This window comes from Prevotella koreensis (assembly GCF_003977605.1).
In the GTDB taxonomy this organism is placed as follows: Bacteria; Bacteroidota; Bacteroidia; order Bacteroidales; family Bacteroidaceae; genus Prevotella; species Prevotella koreensis.
The window spans coordinates 2,062,284-2,080,038 of sequence record NZ_RYYU01000001.1 but is presented as its reverse complement, the minus strand read 5'-3'; the positions used below and the strand labels follow the sequence as shown (position 1 = coordinate 2,080,038).

The following is a 17,755-nucleotide window of genomic DNA, read 5'->3' as shown; positions in this document are numbered from 1 at the left end:
AGGGATACCGGACCTTCAGACCGGTGGGTTGTCCCATTCGGAAATCTGCGGGTCAAGGGATATTTGCTCCTTACCGCAGCTTATCGCAGCTTATCACGTCCTTCATCGCCTCCGTGAGCCTAGGCATCCGCCATGCGCCCTTTTCTACTTTCTGATTCGCAATACACGGAACATAAGTTCCGAGCAGCTCATACTTTCAGCTGTCAAAAGTGAAATCGTCTTTTGTTTACCCGACCGCCAAAAAAGACGGGGGAAAGACGGATACGGAATGACATGCAGATCCTCTAAAAAAAAAGAAAAACACGGCATTGCCGAATCATTCACTGTCTTGCTTGTGTACCAATATGTCAAAGATCATCGCCGAATAAACGGCATAAGTGGAGAATAACGGATTCGAACCGTTGACCCCCTGCTTGCAAAGCAGGTGCTCTAGCCAGCTGAGCTAATCCCCCATAAATAAGGTGGTATGCCGACTTCCCCGGGTAGTCCCAGGCAGACTTGAACTGCCGGCCTCCACATTATCAGTGTGGCGCTCTAACCAACTGAGCTATGGGACTCCGTGCATCAAACCGAATAACGGAACAACGCATATCCCCTATCGAAAAAGACAGAGAAGAAAAGCGGTACAAGGAAGCGCTAAGGAAATAGAAATACATAAACCGATACAGTAAAATATACCTCGAATATCGACATCCTCTCCAGAAAGGAGGTGTTCCAGCCGCACCTTCCGGTACGGCTACCTTGTTACGACTTAGCCCCAATCACCGGTCTCGCCCTAGGCCGACCCTCGCGGTCACGGACTTCAGGCGCCCCCGGCTTTCATGGCTTGACGGGCGGTGTGTACAAGGCCCGGGAACGTATTCACCGCGCCATGGCTGATGCGCGATTACTAGCGAATCCAGCTTCGTGGGGTCGGGTTGCAGACCCCAGTCCGAACTGAGGCAGGTTTTGGGGATTGGAGAACATTTGCATGCTCCCGACTCGCTGTACCTGCCATTGTAACACGTGTGTAGCCCCGGACGTAAGGGCCGTGCTGATTTGACGTCATCCCCACCTTCCTCACACCTTGCGGTGGCAGTGTGCGCAGAGTGCCCGGCATCACCCGATGGCAACTACGCAGAGGGGTTGCGCTCGTTATGGCACTTAAGCCGACACCTCACGGCACGAGCTGACGACAACCATGCAGCACCTTCACAGAGACCCCGAAGGGCATCACCATCTCTGGATCTTTCCTCTGCAATTCAAGCCCGGGTAAGGTTCCTCGCGTATCATCGAATTAAACCACATGTTCCTCCGCTTGTGCGGGCCCCCGTCAATTCCTTTGAGTTTCACCGTTGCCGGCGTACTCCCCAGGTGGGATGCTTAACGCTTTCGCTAGGCCACCGGCAATTTATCGCCGACAGCGAGCATCCATGGTTTACTGTGCGGACTACCAGGGTATCTAATCCTGTTCGATACCCGCACCTTCGAGCATAAACGTCAGTTGGGATATGGTACGCTGCCTTCGCAATCGGAGTTCCTCGTGATATCTAAGCATTTCACCGCTACACCACGAATTCCGCGTACCTACGGCCCACTCAAGCAAGCCAGTTCGCGCAGCAGGACCGTGGTTGGGCCACGGCGTTTCACTGCACGCTTGACAAGCAGTCTGCGCTCCCTTTAAACCCAATAAATCCGGATAACGCCAGGACCTTCCGTATTACCGCGGCTGCTGGCACGGAATTAGCCGGTCCTTATTCATGCGGTACCTGCAATATCTCACACGTGAAACATTTTATCCCCGCATAAAAGGAGTTTACAACCCATAGGGCAGTCATCCTCCACGCTACTTGGCTGGTTCAGGCTTGCGCCCATTGACCAATATTCCTCACTGCTGCCTCCCGTAGGAGTTTGGGCCGTGTCTCAGTCCCAATGTGGGGGGCCTTCCTCTCAGAACCCCTACCGATCAAAGCCTTGGTGAGCCGTTACCTCACCAACAAACTAATCGGACGCATCCCCATCCGCTGCCGAAAAAAACTTTGCCCCGAATCGGATGCCGTCAACGGGGATTATGGGGTATTAGTCCGGCTTTCACCGGGTTATCCCCCTGCAGCGGGAAGGTTGGATACGCGTTACTCACCCGTGCGCCGGTCGCCATCACGGATCGCAAGCAATCCGCATGATGCCCCTCGACTTGCATGTGTTAAGCCTGTAGCTAGCGTTCATCCTGAGCCAGGATCAAACTCTCCATTGTAAAATGTCTGATTATAATAATTAATGACACAAAATAAACAATGTGCCATAATAATAATGTCTGTCTCAAGAATGTACAATATCCGGTACAATTTAATTGACGGTTCATGGACACCATCGAAATGACAAAAGCATACGACGGCATTCCTATTTACCAAAGGTCATGAAAAATCATAACCTCGCTTCTTGTACTACTTCTCTGTCTTATTGAAATCTATCAAAGAACTCTTTATTTATGCGCTCATGAAAACACAACCAAAAAGGCCGGATTTTTCAAAAGCGAGTGCAAAGGTAATGCTAAATTCGTAAACCACAAAACTTTTTCAAAGAAAAATTTAGAAAAAAAAGAAAAAAAGAAAAGAATAAAGAAAATAAACGAAGAAAAAGAAAAAGCACATTATTATATATATAGGGAGAAAGAAAAAAAGGACGAGGGCGATACTTTTCGGATAAAGATAGGACATTGCGGGATAAAGATGTCGGATTTATACGCGAGTTCGGGATAAGTCCTTTAAAAATACTCCTAACTGTCTAATCTTTTCCACATGTACCGGCCATGCCTCCGGTTTGTTTTCAAAGAAACAATATGCAGTAAGTACAGAAATGACGGCATGTAATAATGGTCATTATTTCACTTTATGATATTTAACCTTTGCGGTTATGATAGCGCATGTCAGTAGCGCAAAGACACATTTAGTCAAGTTCGGCATTAAAATTCTTGTTAAAGTCGTCAATAATACAGAAAGTTTTACTATCTTTGTCCTCGACAATCATAGTGGATTTTATTTGTATTTTATTGATTTCTAATACAATAAATACACAAAGATTTCCGCAGATTACCAAATCTTATGATGATTTTTTATCCCTGCTCGCATATTTTATAAAAATGGAGAATTAAAATAATAAGGATTCCTCAAGGGAAAGTCATCTTAGTGAAAAGACGACTCTATCTAATATAATAAGAAGGTTGCATAAATAAATTAAGTGAAAATGAACGTTTTAAAAATAGTAATTGTAGTTTTTTCTTTTTTGATGGTGTCTTGTGAATACAATAGGCCATCAACCTTAACATTTAAACAGGAATTTGTAGATAGTATTAAAAGTTTTATTGATAGGGATAGCATTATGCACTGCTCATATTTAATTTTACATACAGATAAAGTTTCTCATGATAGAAAGATTCCAAATGGATATTTAATAGGTCCACTATATGATGACCTTTCTCCAACGTTCAAAAACTACGAATATGTAAAATTGTTTAGTTATAAAAAAAGAACTGTTTATTTATATCATATTGGTGCTGAATTTATACAAGAATCATCTGATTCCATAAAATTTTGCAAACAAGATAGCATTCTTATTTGTGATACAATATATATTAAATCTCCAATAATTAATTTTTTAAAGAGAGCAAATTTGTTTTATTATAAAGATGGCATGATATCAGTTAGAGGAGAAGTAGATACCTTATTCATGCGAAAATTATCTGTTTACAACCCAATTTAAAATTATATGCGACCTTTTATTCCTATCTCGCATGTTAATTACAGCATAGGAGGAATGATACGAATAGACAAAAAGTGAAATACTTTTCCATATCAATAATGGCTATCGTTGTAATTATAACAATAGCCACATGCTAATATTTTTACTAACGGATTGCTCCTTTTGAATATGAGTTACGTCTTCCTAAATTTCACAACTGCTATCCCACAGGTATCAATTATAATAGAAATAAAGAGGAGATGTTATACTGGTTATCTGAATTTTACCACAAATCATCTTGTCAAAAAGTAGCCATAGAAGGCTATGACTCTATTTATGTTTTACATCTTTCAGAACGAATGGAGACCTCTGCAAAACTCTTCATTTTCTTTGCTCATATCAAATACTTTTTGTACCTTTATGGCATGAAACAAAAGATATCCTCTCCAAGTTTTGCTGATATATTTCTTGGCCAAAGAAAGGTTAAGCAGACATTCTTTTTCCCAATAAACACAGTTATTGATTGGTCTCCTATTCGTGCTATAATCGAAGCAGCTTACACCAAAGGCTATAATTCTACCGGTCGTCCCTGCTATGACAGTCTTGTTTTATTCAAGATTGAATTGCTTCGCACCCGGTACGGTCTGAGTGACGGAGAGGTTGAAGATCGGGTTAACGACCGGCTTTCCTTTAGCCGTTTTGCAGGTCTTGGCATGGAAGATACCGTTCCTGACAGTACTACCGTGTGTCGTTTTCGTAATGTCTTGGTTGAGGCGGATTTATATGACACTCTCCTTGACGAGTTTAACAGGCAATTGGAAGTTAAAGGTGTCATTGTCAAGCATGGAGCAATTGTTGATGCAAGCATTACGAACACCCCACGTCGTCCCCGCGGATGTAAGAGTTATGAGGTCGTTGAGGATAGAAAAGATGATGATAACATGGAGGCTTCGGAAAAATCAATGGTCAAAGAAGTCGTCAAGCCTAATGTGGATGCGGAAGCCCGTTGGATAAAGAAGATGGGAAAACTCCATTTCGGTTACAAACGTCACACGGTAACGGATGAAAATGGGATGGTACTTGCCGAAGAAACAACAGCAGCCAATGAAAGTGATATTAAACACTTGGAAACTCCTTTGAAGAAAGCCAAACTACCACGAAAGGCACTTGTCTATGCGGATAAAGGATACGACTCTGCTGAGAATAAGGAAACCCTCAAACGTATGGGACTCAAAAGCCGCATCATGCATAAGGGAACAAGAGGACATGAGATTACCGAAAGACAGAAGAGGGTCAATATCGCTATAAGTAAGATACGCTACAAAGTAGAGCGTACCTTTGGTTCTATGCACAGATGGTTTGGTGCAGGAATAGCAAGGTATGTCGGACTCTCAAAAACACATGCACAGCATATAATGGAGTCCATTGCCTACAACTTATACAGGACACCGGGGATTATTGTGTGCAATTGTATCAAATAAGAGGAAACACACCCATAAAAGAGTGTGTTTACACTAAAGTTGCCTCATAAAAACATACGTTGTTTATAAATATTCACTCATTTAAAGTTATAGAGATGAAAGGTTAGTGAGTGAAAGGTTTTGCAGAGGTCTCGAATGAATTTTAAGAAGTACAATTATATAAATCCTTACATGAAAAAGATAAAATCAATAAAACATTCTCTATATCTCTCTAAAACGCAAGATAATTTATATTTTGACAATCTTCTCCCTATTATTGCTGAATACGAAAAAGGAACTTATAATTTTGTGTGTATATTTATCGAATTAAAAAAAATCCAAAATTCCGAGTTCCCGATACATTAATAGAATGAATGTGTTTTCCAAATTTATAAGTGATGCAATATTTTTAATTTAAACTCAATATATTCCTTTGTTAATAAGGGTTTCAGAGCGGTCTTTGATTTTTTGATTTGAAAATGACAGAGTTTTTTTGCAGTCTAGACTGCAAGATTATGAACGTCGGTAGCTATATTTTCTCCCAAGTTGTGGATTATATCCCTCGTTATCAGTTCGACAAACTCGTAGATAAGTATCGTGGAAACTGACACGCAAAGGACTTGACATGCTACAACCAGTTGCTACACCTGTTGTTCGGTCAGATTACAAGTTGCGATTCCCTGCGTGATATATGCATGTGCCTCGAAGCACATAAGCCGATTCTCTATCACATTGGTTTTCGAAATACCGTCAACCAGTCGTCACTCTCCCGTGCCAACGAGAAGCGGGACTATCGCATATACGAGGAATTGGGAACATATCTCATCAGCGTTGTAAGGCCGTTGTATGCAAAGACTTCTATTCCAGAGATAACCGTCGACAATGTCCTCTATGCACTTGATTCCACAACCATCTCCACCAGTATAAAACTGGCTACATGGGCCTTGGGGAAATACAGCCGGGGTGCTGTGAAGATACATACGCTGCTGGATCTGCGAGGCAGCATTCCTGCCAACATTCATATAACCAATGGCAGATGGCATGACAGCAACGAACTGGATGTCCTCGAACCTGAGCCTTTCGCCTTCTATATGATGGACAAGGCTTATGTCGACTTCGACGCACTGTTCCGTTTCCACTTGGCAGGTGCTTACTGGGTAAGCCGTCCGAAGGAGAACATGAAATATGAAGTCTTAGGACACAGGAAACTGAGCGCTTCCGATGTGGAAGGTGGTATCATAGGTGATTTTCACCATTCGCCTGACCACCAAGACGGTTGCCCTCTATCCAGAGCCGATACGCGCAGTCTGCATCTATGATGAAGAAGCCGAAGAAGAAATCGTATTCATTACGAACAACTTCGAAATCAGCGCATTGGAAGTGGCTTGCCTGTACAGACACAGATGGGATATTGAAGTTTTCTTCAAATGGGTCAAGCAGAACATTGTAGTGAAGACCCTGTGGGGATACTCCGAGAATGCCGTGCGCACCCATTTGTGGATAGCAATCATCGCTTATCTGATTATAGCCAGAATCAAGGCGGACTACAAAAGTCCATATTCCATCACCGAGGTGGCCACGCTGATAAGAATATCAGCCTTGGAGAAGACTTCACTCAGAGAAATCATCACCAAGCCATGCGAATCTGTCAGTCTCAATCAATATGTCAAAGAACTCACTCTTTTTGATAATGTATAACTTAACGCGATTTTATCGCATCAGTAATATTCCAAATTCTTTTAATGAAGCAGGCGTTCCATCACTTGTTTTGAAAAAACAATTATTGGCATTCAATAAGACTTAAGATACTATAAAGACACCATGATTTCAACAGATTACCAAATTTAATGATGAGTTATTATCCAGAACTCGCGTATTTATAAGGATTTGAGAGAAGGGGAAAAACAATACGTGAAGCAAATTGGGCGAAATTGCCGGCCAAAATGGGCGAGATTGGAAAACAAAATCGCCCATTTTACTTTCCGAAATGGGCGATTTTGCGAGTAAGGTTATAATCTGTTGCGCTCGCTTTGGCCGGCATGCGAACCTTTATACCTGCTATCTGTAGTATTGAATTTCCATGATATGTCTATTCCGAAGCGACGGGAATCACGATATTCCTTGAATTGCGTGCGAACGTTTATTCCGCCGTAAGCAGTCATTTTTATATAATTCGTGTGAAAAATGTCGTTTACAACGAGGGCAAAGGAAAGGCTTTTGTCACGAAGGAATTGCTTGCCAATGCACAGATTGACGAATCCCGAAGCCTTTGTCTGCGCACACCCGGACTCTTGGTAAGGTGAGAAACTTGCTTGCAAATTAAACAACCACGAGTGTGGCAGCGTTAGAGTATTGTCGAGCATGAACGAAGAGAGCAATCCATTCCAATTATGCGTTATTCCAAGTGCCTTGTTATCCTCGTCAACAAAATAAAAATTGGTGGTGTAGTTCATCTGCCAAATCCCTATTTTCGGCGAAGCATTAAGAGTTATGCCATAAGTTCTACATCTTGGAATGTTGCGATAGTCCATCATCATAACTCCCGGAAGGTTGACATCGTCATAGGCATATTGGAATGTGCGTATGGAATTTCTTAAGTATTGATAAATGATTTCGCCATAGAGCCATTTCCATGAAGAAGTCCACGAGATGTTGTATGCCGTACATGGTTTCAACAAAGGATTTCCGGTGTCATACTCATATTTACTGCGATAGTTGACCGACGACGACAGATGACCATACGACGGATTGTCGCGCATTGTGGAAAATGCGAGAATATGCCTCCATAACTTTCCTGTATAAGTGGCTGAAACCTTAGGAATGAGGACGCTGTATTTCGGACTCATATCATTGTTTTTCAACCCGTTAACATCATATCCATTTCGCTCGTTCTGCCATCGCAGTCCTGCAGAAATACCGAAACGGCCGAGCATCAGCGAGTAATTGGCGAAAAGCGACCATGTGGTGGTTTGCTGACGTATATGATTATCAGCCGAGAAACCGCTCTGACGAAAATCGCTTGTACGGTTCACCTTCGACACTTCCTCTCCAAAATCAAGGTTACCCCGCGGCATGGACATCTTGATTATGAGTTTCTCCGCCAACAGTTGGTTCTTTGTAACAGTATTACTCCCAACCGAAGGCTCTCCAACAGTCTCTCCTGTCATATCGGCAATATTGTCGGCATGATAATAATCGGCACTAAAATCCACCCCCCACCTTCCTATCTCTCCTACATAATAAGCATTGATGCTATGACTCATACTCGGTTTCCAAAACGTTGAAATGACACTTTGCCCTCCATACACAAGCGAACCATCTCGCCAAGTCTGTTCATCGCTCTCTCTCCGGTTCTCACGACTGCCTATATAGTTGAATCCGGAATAAGTTATTCCAACGGAATGATGCTCGTTTATTTCCTTATTCCAACCACAATCCACAAAATAATACTTCATACGATTTATCCAAGCACCATTTCTATGATAATTCCAAACGGAAGAAGCCGTCAGTTTGTCAAAGGAATTTGCATCAATACGATTGTTGTTGTTTACGAGAAAGATATGTGTGAAGAAGTCGGTTCCGTTGTTCAGGCGATAATTAAAATATGCGTTCAAATCAGCATAATGCTTTTTTCCCTGCCTGTATGATGCTGACAAATTTCCGCTCAAGCCCTCACCTTCAGGCTTAACGGTCTTCAGTATTATTACCGACCTAACGCCGGAACCATACTCTGCTCCGGGCTGTGTTATAATCTCGGCAGACAGAATGTTCTCTGCTCGTAAACGGTCGAGTTCCTGAGTATCGCGCATCTTCTTGTTATTGATATAAACTTCGGGAATCCCATGTCCTGCGACGCTGCCATCCGGCATCATCAATGGCAAGTGTTTCATCATCTCTCCGACCGATCCAAACCTCTTAAGCGGAGTATCCTTGACGTTCACAATGATGCCTCTGTCGGTGGCTTTATACACTCTTTGTCTGCCTTTCACCTGCACATCAGCCAATGTCTGTGCCTCCGGTGTCAATTTTATTATTCCCAAATTCTCCTTTGTACAAAGTCGATATATGGTTTTGTAGCCCACATACGATATACGGGCAATTATCACCGGACGATCGTATGGAATTACAAAAGTTCCGCTACCGTTGGAGACACCGCCGACAATCAATGCTGAGTCGGCAGGGTTCAGCAGTGCGATGTTGGCGAACTCCACAGGCATGTCGGCCTCGTCGATGATTGTTCCCGTGAGATGACGGTCGGTCTTGTGAGTACATTCCACGACAATCAGCGAGTCGCTGATGATTACCCGCATGGGATAGAACCCCACCACCTCACGCACCGCATCAGGAACAGAACGGCGGTGGAGGTTTGCCGTCACACGGAAATCCTCCAATTCGTTGTATATGAAACTTATCTTGTATCGCGAGGAACTCTCGTTGATGCTTTTCAGAGCTTCCGACAATGAAACATCACAGAAAGTACGGTTGATTCGTTGCGCCCCTACGTGCAGCATCGTCATAGAAAAGAGCATTATGGCAATATATTTTTTCATAATCTATTCTACCGTTAAGCATTGTTCTTCACGCACCACGTTGATATGTTCAAAAAGGTTCAGTTTTTCTATCACTTTCTCTATCGGTTCCTCCGGATTCCATTGGAAATACAGTCGCAGGCTTCTAATTTCGTCATTACGGAAATTCAATGCGCAGCCATAGTGTCTTGCAATCTCGCCGAGCATTTCATCAAGGCGCACATTGTCGAACGTCTTGGGTTCGGAATAGGTAATCGGTTTGACAACAATAGAATCTTGCGCCATCAGCACATCGTTGCTCAACGCCGTAGCAGTCTTCCTTGTACGGCCGATAGAGTTCTCCGAATGCCTGCCTATTGTGTATATTGCAGCTATCGCGACACCCGAAACAGCCAGTATAGTGATGATTACGGCAGCAACTTTGCGCAATTTCATGACCGGTGTGGCTGACTGCAGATGCTTTTTCTCGAAACATTCCCACGCTCTATCCACGTCAATCTCACGGTCGGCGGCATGACGAAAGCGATAACTCTGCCTCACCTCAACCATTGTTTCGTATGTTTCGCGCGAGTCTTCGCTACGGTCTATTATGGTGCGTATCTGTTCTTCGGAATATGTATCAGGGTTTTCAAGCATTTCCGAAAGTTCATAGTCCAAAATACTATCTTCCCCACAGATTGGCATTTTCTTCTTTTTTCTTTCCATAGTCAATATTCTTTAAAATGAGTTCTCAATTGCCGAATACTTTGTTGCAGATACTTATAGACGGTGTTGATGTTCATGTTCAACTTTCCGGCAATCTCTTTCAACGTCATGTTTTCATCAAAGCGCATGCGAAGAATGGTTGCGTGAGGCTCTGTAATACGGTTCTCGATATACGCCGAAACCTCTTCAAGACGTTTGATAAGTGTATCTATTGGCACCATTTCTTCCTTCGTTTCAATAGGATATAGCCCTGCAACCTGCTCTTTCAGAAGTTTTCTCCTTATTATATTATAGCAGCCGTTACGCACTGCGGTCATAAGATATGCTGCCGTTTTTTCTTCCGACATCTGCACTTCTTTCTCCAACAGTCGCACAAAAATGTCTTGCACCACGTCTTCAGCATCATCGGCATCGGTAAGATATGCCGTTGCCAGTCGAATCATGTTACAGTAGTGTGCTCTGAAAAGCACTTCAAGTCTCCTATTTTCTATCATTTCGTCAATATCGTATGCCCTTTGTTTTTCGGACTTTATTTATATGACAAACAGGAATAGCATTTTTTTATGATGATTAGTGCGAACAAACGTAAATATTTTGAGGGGGAAAAGAAAGGAATTAAGATAATTGGAATGATTTTAAACAGAAATTGAAATAACAACCCTTATAATAAAACCATATTATCTAAACTCCATATATGTTGCGCACAACGAACCACAACAGCGTGAAGAGGAGGAAAGCGAAAAGAAGATATTTGTTTGTGATTGCTGCCGTAAAACGACTTTTGCGACTAAAGAAAAGCATTGCAATAGTGAGCAATACGATGTATAAAGTGGCAAAGGGGATCCACATATTTTGCCTCAATGCCGTGACTATATCTCCATGAAGGAGGGAGTGGAGTGCACGTTGCGAACCACAGCCGGGGCATTCCCAACCGGTCAGCATACGGAAAAAGCACTTGGGAAAGAGCCGTCCGGTGTAGGGGTCGAACAAGAAATAAACGGCAGCAAGCGCGATGAGCACTGCTGCCGCCAATATTGTTTTATGTTTCTTTTGCAACTCCACGTGCTATTGGTAATGATATAAGTGTGATGTCACATAATAAAATGATCCAAAGAGAATTATCGCACATATCACAGCGAGAATAATACCAAGTATCACACTTATGATATTTGTCCGTATCGCCAACTTGTTGAATTTGCGCACCTCGTCAGCCTTGATTGCCATCAAGTCGTATTTTTTCAAGGCATGCATCATCTGCATATCGTTACTCTTGAAATAACTTATTAAAGCGAAAACAGAGCCGATAAAACAGAATTGACATAAAAAGAAACCGAAAATTATAAGAAATATATTGGAAGTTCTATAGTCATTAGGCATCGGCGGAACGTATTCTTCATTTCCGTTTCCCATCGTGTTTTGCTCTTGGGCACCACCTTCATTATATGGTAGTGGTGTGGGGTCGGGTTGCAACACATCGCAAAGCTCGGGAATGTCGCTTGCCTGAGCCCAGTCGATCAGGCCTTCGTGCCATACCGGCATATTAGGCGTAACGAACTTGCTGCGCAACTCTTCATGAGAATACGGTCCGCATTTTCTGCCGTCTATTATGACATAATATTCCATCTATACTCTCTTGCCTTATTAGTATGAGGCGAAGAAACCAAAAGCGAACATGACCACAAAATACAATAAAAAGAGAACACCTAATACGGCATCTACAATTATTGATATCTTGAACCACTTCTTTGCTTCTGCCGCCTTCTTGGCTGCCAGATCATACTGTCCGAGATTATAATATTTCTTCACATCATTACCATTGATGAAGCCGATAACCGCGAATATTGCTCCTATCACACCGCAGCATAAGAAACCTACTATTGCTGCAATGATGTTCTTCTGTGTATAGTCTTCCGGCATTGGTTCGACAGCTTGCTGCGACTGAGTGTTAAATACTGCCGGACGTGGCTGTGCGGGTTGACTGTATGTCTGTGGTGCAGGCTGTGGTTGCGGTGCAGCGGTCGGTTGTGCTGCGGTTGGTTGTGCAGGTCGCTGATACGGCGAAGCCGGTTGTGGCTGTGGCTGTGGCGCTGCCGGTATAGGCTGCGGTGCCGGTTTAGGAGTGATAGCTTCCATTACTTCCGGCAAAGTGTTAGCCTTAACCCAGTCGGTGAGGCCGTTTTTCCATACCAATGTTGTTTCAGTAACACCTTTTGACTTCAAGTCTGCCAATGCGAAGGGTCCTTCCTTCACACCATTCAATACAATGTAATATTCCATTTTGTTATGATTTTATGTTATAACTATATTAACGTTGCTAATATTTTCACTGCAAAGGTAGAAAAAAAATGCTAATAATGAAATATTTTGTGACAAAATATAAAAAAAAGAGCCTGCCGGTGTTAGTTTAGAGCAAAAATAAAACGGCAGCAAGTGGGATGCACACTGCTGCCGGCGGTAATATTTTCTGTTTTCTGTGTAATTTCTTTTGTAGTAGTCAGTCTAACTTTGATGTCTCATGAATAAAATAGAAAACGAGATACAGTGTAAATGCTGCAAAAGCAATAGTACAAACTGAACCAAATATTATATCTGTCCATATCGCCCACTTGCGGAATTTGCGCACTTCGGCAACTCTCTCCTCCATTAAGTCATACTTTCCCATGGCGTATAACATTTGAATATCGAAACTCTTAAAGTAACTTATCATAGCTAAAACAGAACCCGGGAAGCAAAACAAACAGATAAAGAGACCGAAAATTATGAGAAACAAATTGGAGCTTTTATAGTCATCCGGCAGCGGTGGAACGCGTTCTTCTTGCCCGTTATCAATACCATTTTGTTGCCGATCGGCGTAGTAATCATTTGACAGAGGAGTAGGTTCCGGCTGTAACACATCGCATATCTCAGGAATATTGCGTGCCGGAATCCAGTCGGTCATGTCTTCATGTCAAACCGGCATATTGGGTGTAACAAACTTGTCGCGCAGTTCTTCATGAGAAAAGAGACCGCATTGTCTGCCATCAGTCATTAAATAATATTCCATATCCCATCTGTTTTATAGTTACCCCGCATAACTAAGGAATGTAAAAAAGACAATAATAAAAATATAGGCAAAAATATAGATTAAGAAAAGACCGGCACATACGAGATCTACAATAATTGAAATCTTGAACCACTTCTTTGCATCTGCAGCCTTATCCTTTGCCTGTTCATACTGTCCGAGAACATAAAGCCTCTTCACCTCGTTACCACTCAAATAGCCCAACACGGCGAATATTGCTCCTATCAAACCGCAGCACATGAAACCTACTACTGCCAATATGATGTTCTTCTGCACATAATCCTCCGGCATCGGCGGAACAGATTCTTGTGTATTATATGCTTCCTGACGTGGTTGTTCTGTTTGATTATATGCTTGTGAGGCTGCAGGTATCGGTTGCGGTGTCGGGTTGGTAATGATAGCCTCCATAACTTCCGGCAAAGCGTTTGCCTGAACCCAATCCGGAAGTCCGCTACTCCATACCAATGTCGTTTCTCTAACACCCTTTAACTTTAATTCTTCCAATGTGAAAGGTCCTTCTTTCACACCATTCAACACAATGTAATATTCCATCGAAGTTATGGATTATGCTATAATAATATTAACGTTATTCACTTTATGCGGGTGCAAAGTTAGAAAAAAATACAAATAACGACATACTTTTGCAACAAAATATTAATAAAAACATTTCTTTATTCACCAACAATTTCAATAAAGGTTATTTTGAGGAAGCCTAAAATACGCTTGATAAATCGGCGATAATGGTGCATTGACAGAAAAGAAAAAGACTTGGCATCCATTCGGAAACCAAGTCTTTCGTTTTCTTTTGTGGTGCCTCCAGGAATCGAACCGGGGACACACGGATTTTCAGTCCGATGCTCTACCAACTGAGCTAAGGCACCATCATTTCAACCACTCGCTTATCGAAAGCGGGTGCAAAGGTAGCACTTTTTTATGTATTGAGCAAGTTTTTGAAGAAATTTCTTCATAAAAATATTGTTGTTTCATTTTTTCTTGCTATCTTTGCACCCGCAAATCGGGATGTAGCGCAGTTGGTAGCGCACTACGTTCGGGACGTAGGGGTCGGGCGTTCGAGTCGCCTCATCCCGACCAAAGGCGACAATCGGTTAATATCGGTTGTCGCTTTTTCTTTTCCATCTTTGCAAGTGCTTGAAAACAAACGAAATGTCTTAAACACCTCATTCTCTGTTTCGGTTCGATAATCGTCTGTGTTCTTATCGAAGTAAATACCGCTCGGGAATAGCAAATTTTGCAGTTTTTGCCTACTTGCGAAATCTCCATTTTTCCATAAAGTGCCTAAATTACAAGACATTGCGATTGCTTGGTCTATGAATTTCTGAAGGTTCGATAGATTTTTGTCTGCTTCAGCAAGTCCGCTCTCAATCTCTGCTAAATCCTTGTTGAGTTTGCGAGAAGTTGTATGATATACACTTTCGGAAATTATACCACGTCCCCAACGTACATCTACATCTTCAATTTCCTTTTGTATCTCTGTATGCCTTTTCTTCAAATCCTTGAGCATAGTGCTTTTATGGCCGTTGTAATCGTTAAACACCTTATTAAGCACCTTTGACAATACCGGAACAAACTCTGTTGGTATCTGATAGGTATTCAACAACTCAATATATAGGTTGTGCATGATAGTCGTACTTCTATTACATTTGCACCCTATCTTATTGCATTTATAATAGTCTTTACCCTTTGCCTTGACTGTATACCCCGTAATGTAACCTCCACAATCTGCGCACCTTACATGACGTTTCAAAGGGAAATTCTCAGTCACCTCTTGTTGCTCATACCCTGCACGAGTGAGGCCGTTTGCTCTATTCCATGTATCTTCGTCAATTAACACCTCTTGTTTTCCTTTGACAGGCTCATAATCAAGCAGACTATTCACAATCCAACCGCAATAAAACTTGTTCTGCAATATCTTGTTGAGGTGCTTCCGATTAGTGTTCACCCCCATTGCTCGCAACCGCTTGACTATCTCCATATCACTTGCCCCTTCGTTGGCTTTCCAAATCCAAGCATTGCGAAGTTTGCGTCCTATCTCGTTGATGGTGTGAATGTGTGTCTTTCCCTCTTTCTTGTGGTCATACCCAAGTGGAGGCTTTCCGTACCATTCCCCACGTTTTATACACTCTCTCATTCCCATGACGGCTTTATCACGTCTTAATTCATTCTCAAACTGATTGAAAAGGAAAATGATATTTTCCATAAATTTACCTGCAGCACTGTCAGGGTCTGTAAGTTGTGTGGCAGAAACCACATAAATACCTTTCGCTTTCAGATATTGCTTTGTAAAAATAGCCTCTTCCCCTGCTCTACTAAATCTATCGAAGGAATAAACCAAGATAATGTTTATTTCTTTGTCTTTTGCAACCTCCGCAATCATTTCCTTATACATTTTACCTTCATCCTTCGCTGATTCGTGTTTACCACCAAATTCTCGTTTGATGATGATTCCGTTCGCCTTAGCAAACTCTTTACATATTTTTTTCTGATTTTCGAGGCTATAATTTTCATTCTCCTGCCTCTCTGTGCTTACTCTAGTCCAAAGTGCTGCTACCTTATGCTCAAGTTTAGCATATTCTACCACCTTATTTTTTTGCCTTTTCTTTGCCATAACCTATCTATTTTTGATTTTTATGTTATTATATGTAATCGTTCCAAACGTATAAAGGAACTCTAAAATTTTCTTTTGTTCTGCCACGTCTGTAAGACCTATCTTGCAGAACTCCTTATTATATTCGTTAACCTCATCCTCTTTAAACATTTTATAATTGAGAATAAGACCCCGACAAAGCGGGTTATTTATTGTTTCTGCCTCTTGCTATATGACACCCATCACGGGTGAGCAAGTCTGTTGTACAGCATTGGGACAACGTTAAAACCCAAATTGAATTATTGTTTATTATTTCATAATCTTTTACCTATTATTGTTTTTATTATTTAATTTGCTCGATATGGATACCTTGCGTTGCCTATGTTCTGTGTTTTCACTATTTCAAAGAGCGATTGGGATATTGTCATTTATCCTCATTTGCAAATATGTTCCCAATCCACCATATAACCAAATAAAAAGGCAACTTTTTAACAAATTGCCTTAACTTTCCGTAAAGTATTGATAGAAGTGCCCGTAATTTTAGCCACATTTCGAAGACTCAAGCCCTTTCTAAGCAAACGGCTTTCCTCTTTGTATTCCTCTCTCATGGTTTCCTCTGATTTGCGAAAACCGACTTTGCGACCAACCATACCACCATTTGAACGATAGTTGTTATATCCGCTCTCCATACGGCTACGGATGAGGCTGCGCTCCATGCTGTTGAACTGCGCCAACATGCCAATTACAAGTTGTGCGATGGGGTTCACCTTCCCATCTGCCTGCAATGTCTCAAGTCCATTTTGATGGATGTATAAAGATATGTGCAACTCGTTCAACTTATCTACGATATTGATGAAGTCTGCCACTCTACGAGATAAACGACTGCACTCATATATAAGCAGTTTATCAATGTGGTTAGCCTCAACGAATGAAAGTAACTCCGTCAATGCTTCACGCTCTGCCACTTTTTTTGCACCGGAGATTTTCTCAGCAAATTCTTTCACCACCTCATAACCCATACGACTTGCATACTCTCGGAGGTCGTTCAACTGACGCTCATAATCTTGGCCATTGGTTGATACTCGGGCATAAATCACTGCTGATATTTTCTTTGCTTCCATGATTGACATTATTTGATATTATATGTTATCTTTTACACTGCAAATATACAACAAAAATCAATGCAAACCAAATTATTTTGATATTTTCTTTCAATTTTCTTTAAAATAATTGATATTTCAAGTTATTTTAGTATCTTTGTACCCAAAACAAGAAAAATGGAAAATAACTTGAGTCTTTCAGTGAGAATGCTTTGCAGAAAGCAAGGTATCACGATGCGCCAACTTGCAGAGAAAATGCAGATTGCGCCGGAGAGTTTGAGTAGGGCAATTAACGGAAATCCTCAACTTAGTACCATTCAGAGCATAGCAAGCAATCTGAATGTAGAGGTTGCCGACTTATTCAATAATTCTCTGGATCAAAACGACCTAACAGCCATTGTCGTGTTTCGGGGGGAAACCCTTGTGACAGACAATATAAACTCCCTTATAGACTTTACAAATGAGATAAGAATCACACTCAAAAATGAGGAAATAACAGAACATGATTTTAACGGAAAATATCATGCAAAATAAAAAGACCGACTATTGCTAACCGGTCTTTTGCTTCGTCATTATGC

14 protein-coding genes, 4 tRNA genes, 2 rRNA genes and 1 pseudogene (1 of these 21 running past the window's edge) are annotated in these 17,755 nt (G+C 41.8%); 6 read left to right on the top strand and 15 right to left on the bottom strand.

Annotated elements, in window-relative coordinates:
• From EHV08_RS08800 to EHV08_RS08785, 4 genes are all read right to left on the bottom strand, one after another.
• Positions 1 to 154: ribosomal RNA gene (locus EHV08_RS08800) — 23S ribosomal RNA — on the bottom strand; it reaches 2,752 nt to the left of the window's first position.
• A 224-nt stretch (positions 155 to 378) separates the two neighbouring features.
• Positions 379 to 452: transfer RNA gene (locus EHV08_RS08795), tRNA-Ala, on the bottom strand.
• A 31-nt stretch (positions 453 to 483) separates the two neighbouring features.
• Positions 484 to 557 (bottom strand) — tRNA-Ile (locus tag EHV08_RS08790).
• A 145-nt stretch (positions 558 to 702) separates the two neighbouring features.
• Positions 703 to 2,233: ribosomal RNA gene (locus tag EHV08_RS08785) — 16S ribosomal RNA — on the bottom strand.
• Together the 16S and 23S rRNA genes with 2 tRNA genes alongside form the textbook arrangement of a ribosomal RNA operon.
• A gap of 989 nt (positions 2,234 to 3,222) precedes the next feature.
• On the opposite strand from EHV08_RS08785, the gene EHV08_RS08780 reads away from it, so the two are divergent.
• From EHV08_RS08780 to EHV08_RS11805, 4 genes and pseudogenes are all read left to right on the top strand, one after another.
• Positions 3,223 to 3,738: a hypothetical protein gene (locus EHV08_RS08780; RefSeq protein ID WP_126678944.1), complete on the top strand. Its 516-nt coding sequence runs from the start codon at positions 3,223 to 3,225 to the stop codon at positions 3,736 to 3,738.
• A 404-nt stretch (positions 3,739 to 4,142) separates the two neighbouring features.
• Positions 4,143 to 5,198, top strand: a complete 1,056-nt coding sequence (locus tag EHV08_RS08775) for an IS5 family transposase (RefSeq protein WP_126678943.1) — start codon at positions 4,143 to 4,145, stop codon at positions 5,196 to 5,198.
• 458 nt (positions 5,199 to 5,656) lie between these two features.
• Positions 5,657 to 6,496: pseudogene (locus EHV08_RS11810) on the top strand (IS4 family transposase).
• The gene (locus EHV08_RS11805) at positions 6,420 to 6,875 is read left to right on the top strand and encodes a transposase (protein WP_262707375.1); all 456 of its coding nucleotides are present in this window, start codon (positions 6,420 to 6,422) and stop codon (positions 6,873 to 6,875) included. The pseudogene EHV08_RS11810 and the gene EHV08_RS11805 overlap by 77 nt, the downstream one beginning before the upstream one ends.
• 311 nt (positions 6,876 to 7,186) lie before the next feature.
• Here the strand turns inward: EHV08_RS11805 and EHV08_RS08765 are convergent, their stop codons facing one another.
• From EHV08_RS08765 to EHV08_RS08725, 9 genes are all read right to left on the bottom strand, one after another.
• Positions 7,187 to 9,727 (bottom strand): outer membrane beta-barrel family protein, encoded by a 2,541-nt coding sequence (locus tag EHV08_RS08765; protein ID WP_126678942.1) that lies wholly within the window; start codon positions 9,725 to 9,727, stop codon positions 7,187 to 7,189.
• A 3-nt stretch (positions 9,728 to 9,730) separates the two neighbouring features.
• Positions 9,731 to 10,411, bottom strand: a complete 681-nt coding sequence (locus EHV08_RS08760; RefSeq protein WP_126678941.1) for a DUF4974 domain-containing protein — start codon at positions 10,409 to 10,411, stop codon at positions 9,731 to 9,733.
• Positions 10,412 to 10,413: 2 nt separating this feature from the next.
• Complete coding sequence (locus EHV08_RS08755) at positions 10,414 to 10,905, bottom strand: RNA polymerase sigma factor (RefSeq protein WP_126678940.1); 492 nt, start codon at positions 10,903 to 10,905, stop codon at positions 10,414 to 10,416.
• Positions 10,906 to 11,092: 187 nt separating this feature from the next.
• Positions 11,093 to 11,473: a DUF2752 domain-containing protein gene (locus EHV08_RS08750; RefSeq protein WP_126678939.1), complete on the bottom strand. Its 381-nt coding sequence runs from the start codon at positions 11,471 to 11,473 to the stop codon at positions 11,093 to 11,095.
• 3 nt (positions 11,474 to 11,476) lie between these two features.
• Complete coding sequence (locus tag EHV08_RS08745) at positions 11,477 to 12,034, bottom strand: GYF domain-containing protein (protein ID WP_126678938.1); 558 nt, start codon at positions 12,032 to 12,034, stop codon at positions 11,477 to 11,479.
• A gap of 18 nt (positions 12,035 to 12,052) precedes the next feature.
• Positions 12,053 to 12,688 (bottom strand): DUF4339 domain-containing protein, encoded by a 636-nt coding sequence (locus EHV08_RS08740; RefSeq protein WP_126678937.1) that lies wholly within the window; start codon positions 12,686 to 12,688, stop codon positions 12,053 to 12,055.
• Positions 12,689 to 12,905: 217 nt separating this feature from the next.
• Positions 12,906 to 13,349: a hypothetical protein gene (locus EHV08_RS08735; protein ID WP_126678936.1), complete on the bottom strand. Its 444-nt coding sequence runs from the start codon at positions 13,347 to 13,349 to the stop codon at positions 12,906 to 12,908.
• 123 nt (positions 13,350 to 13,472) lie between these two features.
• Positions 13,473 to 14,024 (bottom strand): DUF4339 domain-containing protein, encoded by a 552-nt coding sequence (locus EHV08_RS08730; RefSeq protein ID WP_126678935.1) that lies wholly within the window; start codon positions 14,022 to 14,024, stop codon positions 13,473 to 13,475.
• A gap of 256 nt (positions 14,025 to 14,280) precedes the next feature.
• Positions 14,281 to 14,353, bottom strand: a tRNA-Phe gene (locus EHV08_RS08725).
• A 135-nt stretch (positions 14,354 to 14,488) separates the two neighbouring features.
• Here EHV08_RS08725 and EHV08_RS08720 point away from each other — a divergent pair.
• Positions 14,489 to 14,564 (top strand) — tRNA-Pro (locus tag EHV08_RS08720).
• On the opposite strand, the gene EHV08_RS08715 is transcribed toward EHV08_RS08720, so the two are convergent.
• A complete protein-coding gene (locus EHV08_RS08715; protein WP_126679473.1) occupies positions 14,515 to 16,098 on the bottom strand; it encodes a recombinase family protein in 1,584 nt (527 codons plus the stop codon). The genes EHV08_RS08720 and EHV08_RS08715 overlap by 50 nt on opposite strands.
• 467 nt (positions 16,099 to 16,565) lie before the next feature.
• Complete coding sequence (locus EHV08_RS08710) at positions 16,566 to 17,198, bottom strand: recombinase family protein (protein WP_126678934.1); 633 nt, start codon at positions 17,196 to 17,198, stop codon at positions 16,566 to 16,568.
• A 156-nt stretch (positions 17,199 to 17,354) separates the two neighbouring features.
• Here EHV08_RS08710 and EHV08_RS08705 point away from each other — a divergent pair, with 156 nt between their 5' ends.
• Positions 17,355 to 17,711, top strand: a complete 357-nt coding sequence (locus EHV08_RS08705; RefSeq protein WP_126678933.1) for a helix-turn-helix domain-containing protein — start codon at positions 17,355 to 17,357, stop codon at positions 17,709 to 17,711.
• Positions 17,712 to 17,755 lie beyond the last annotated feature (44 nt).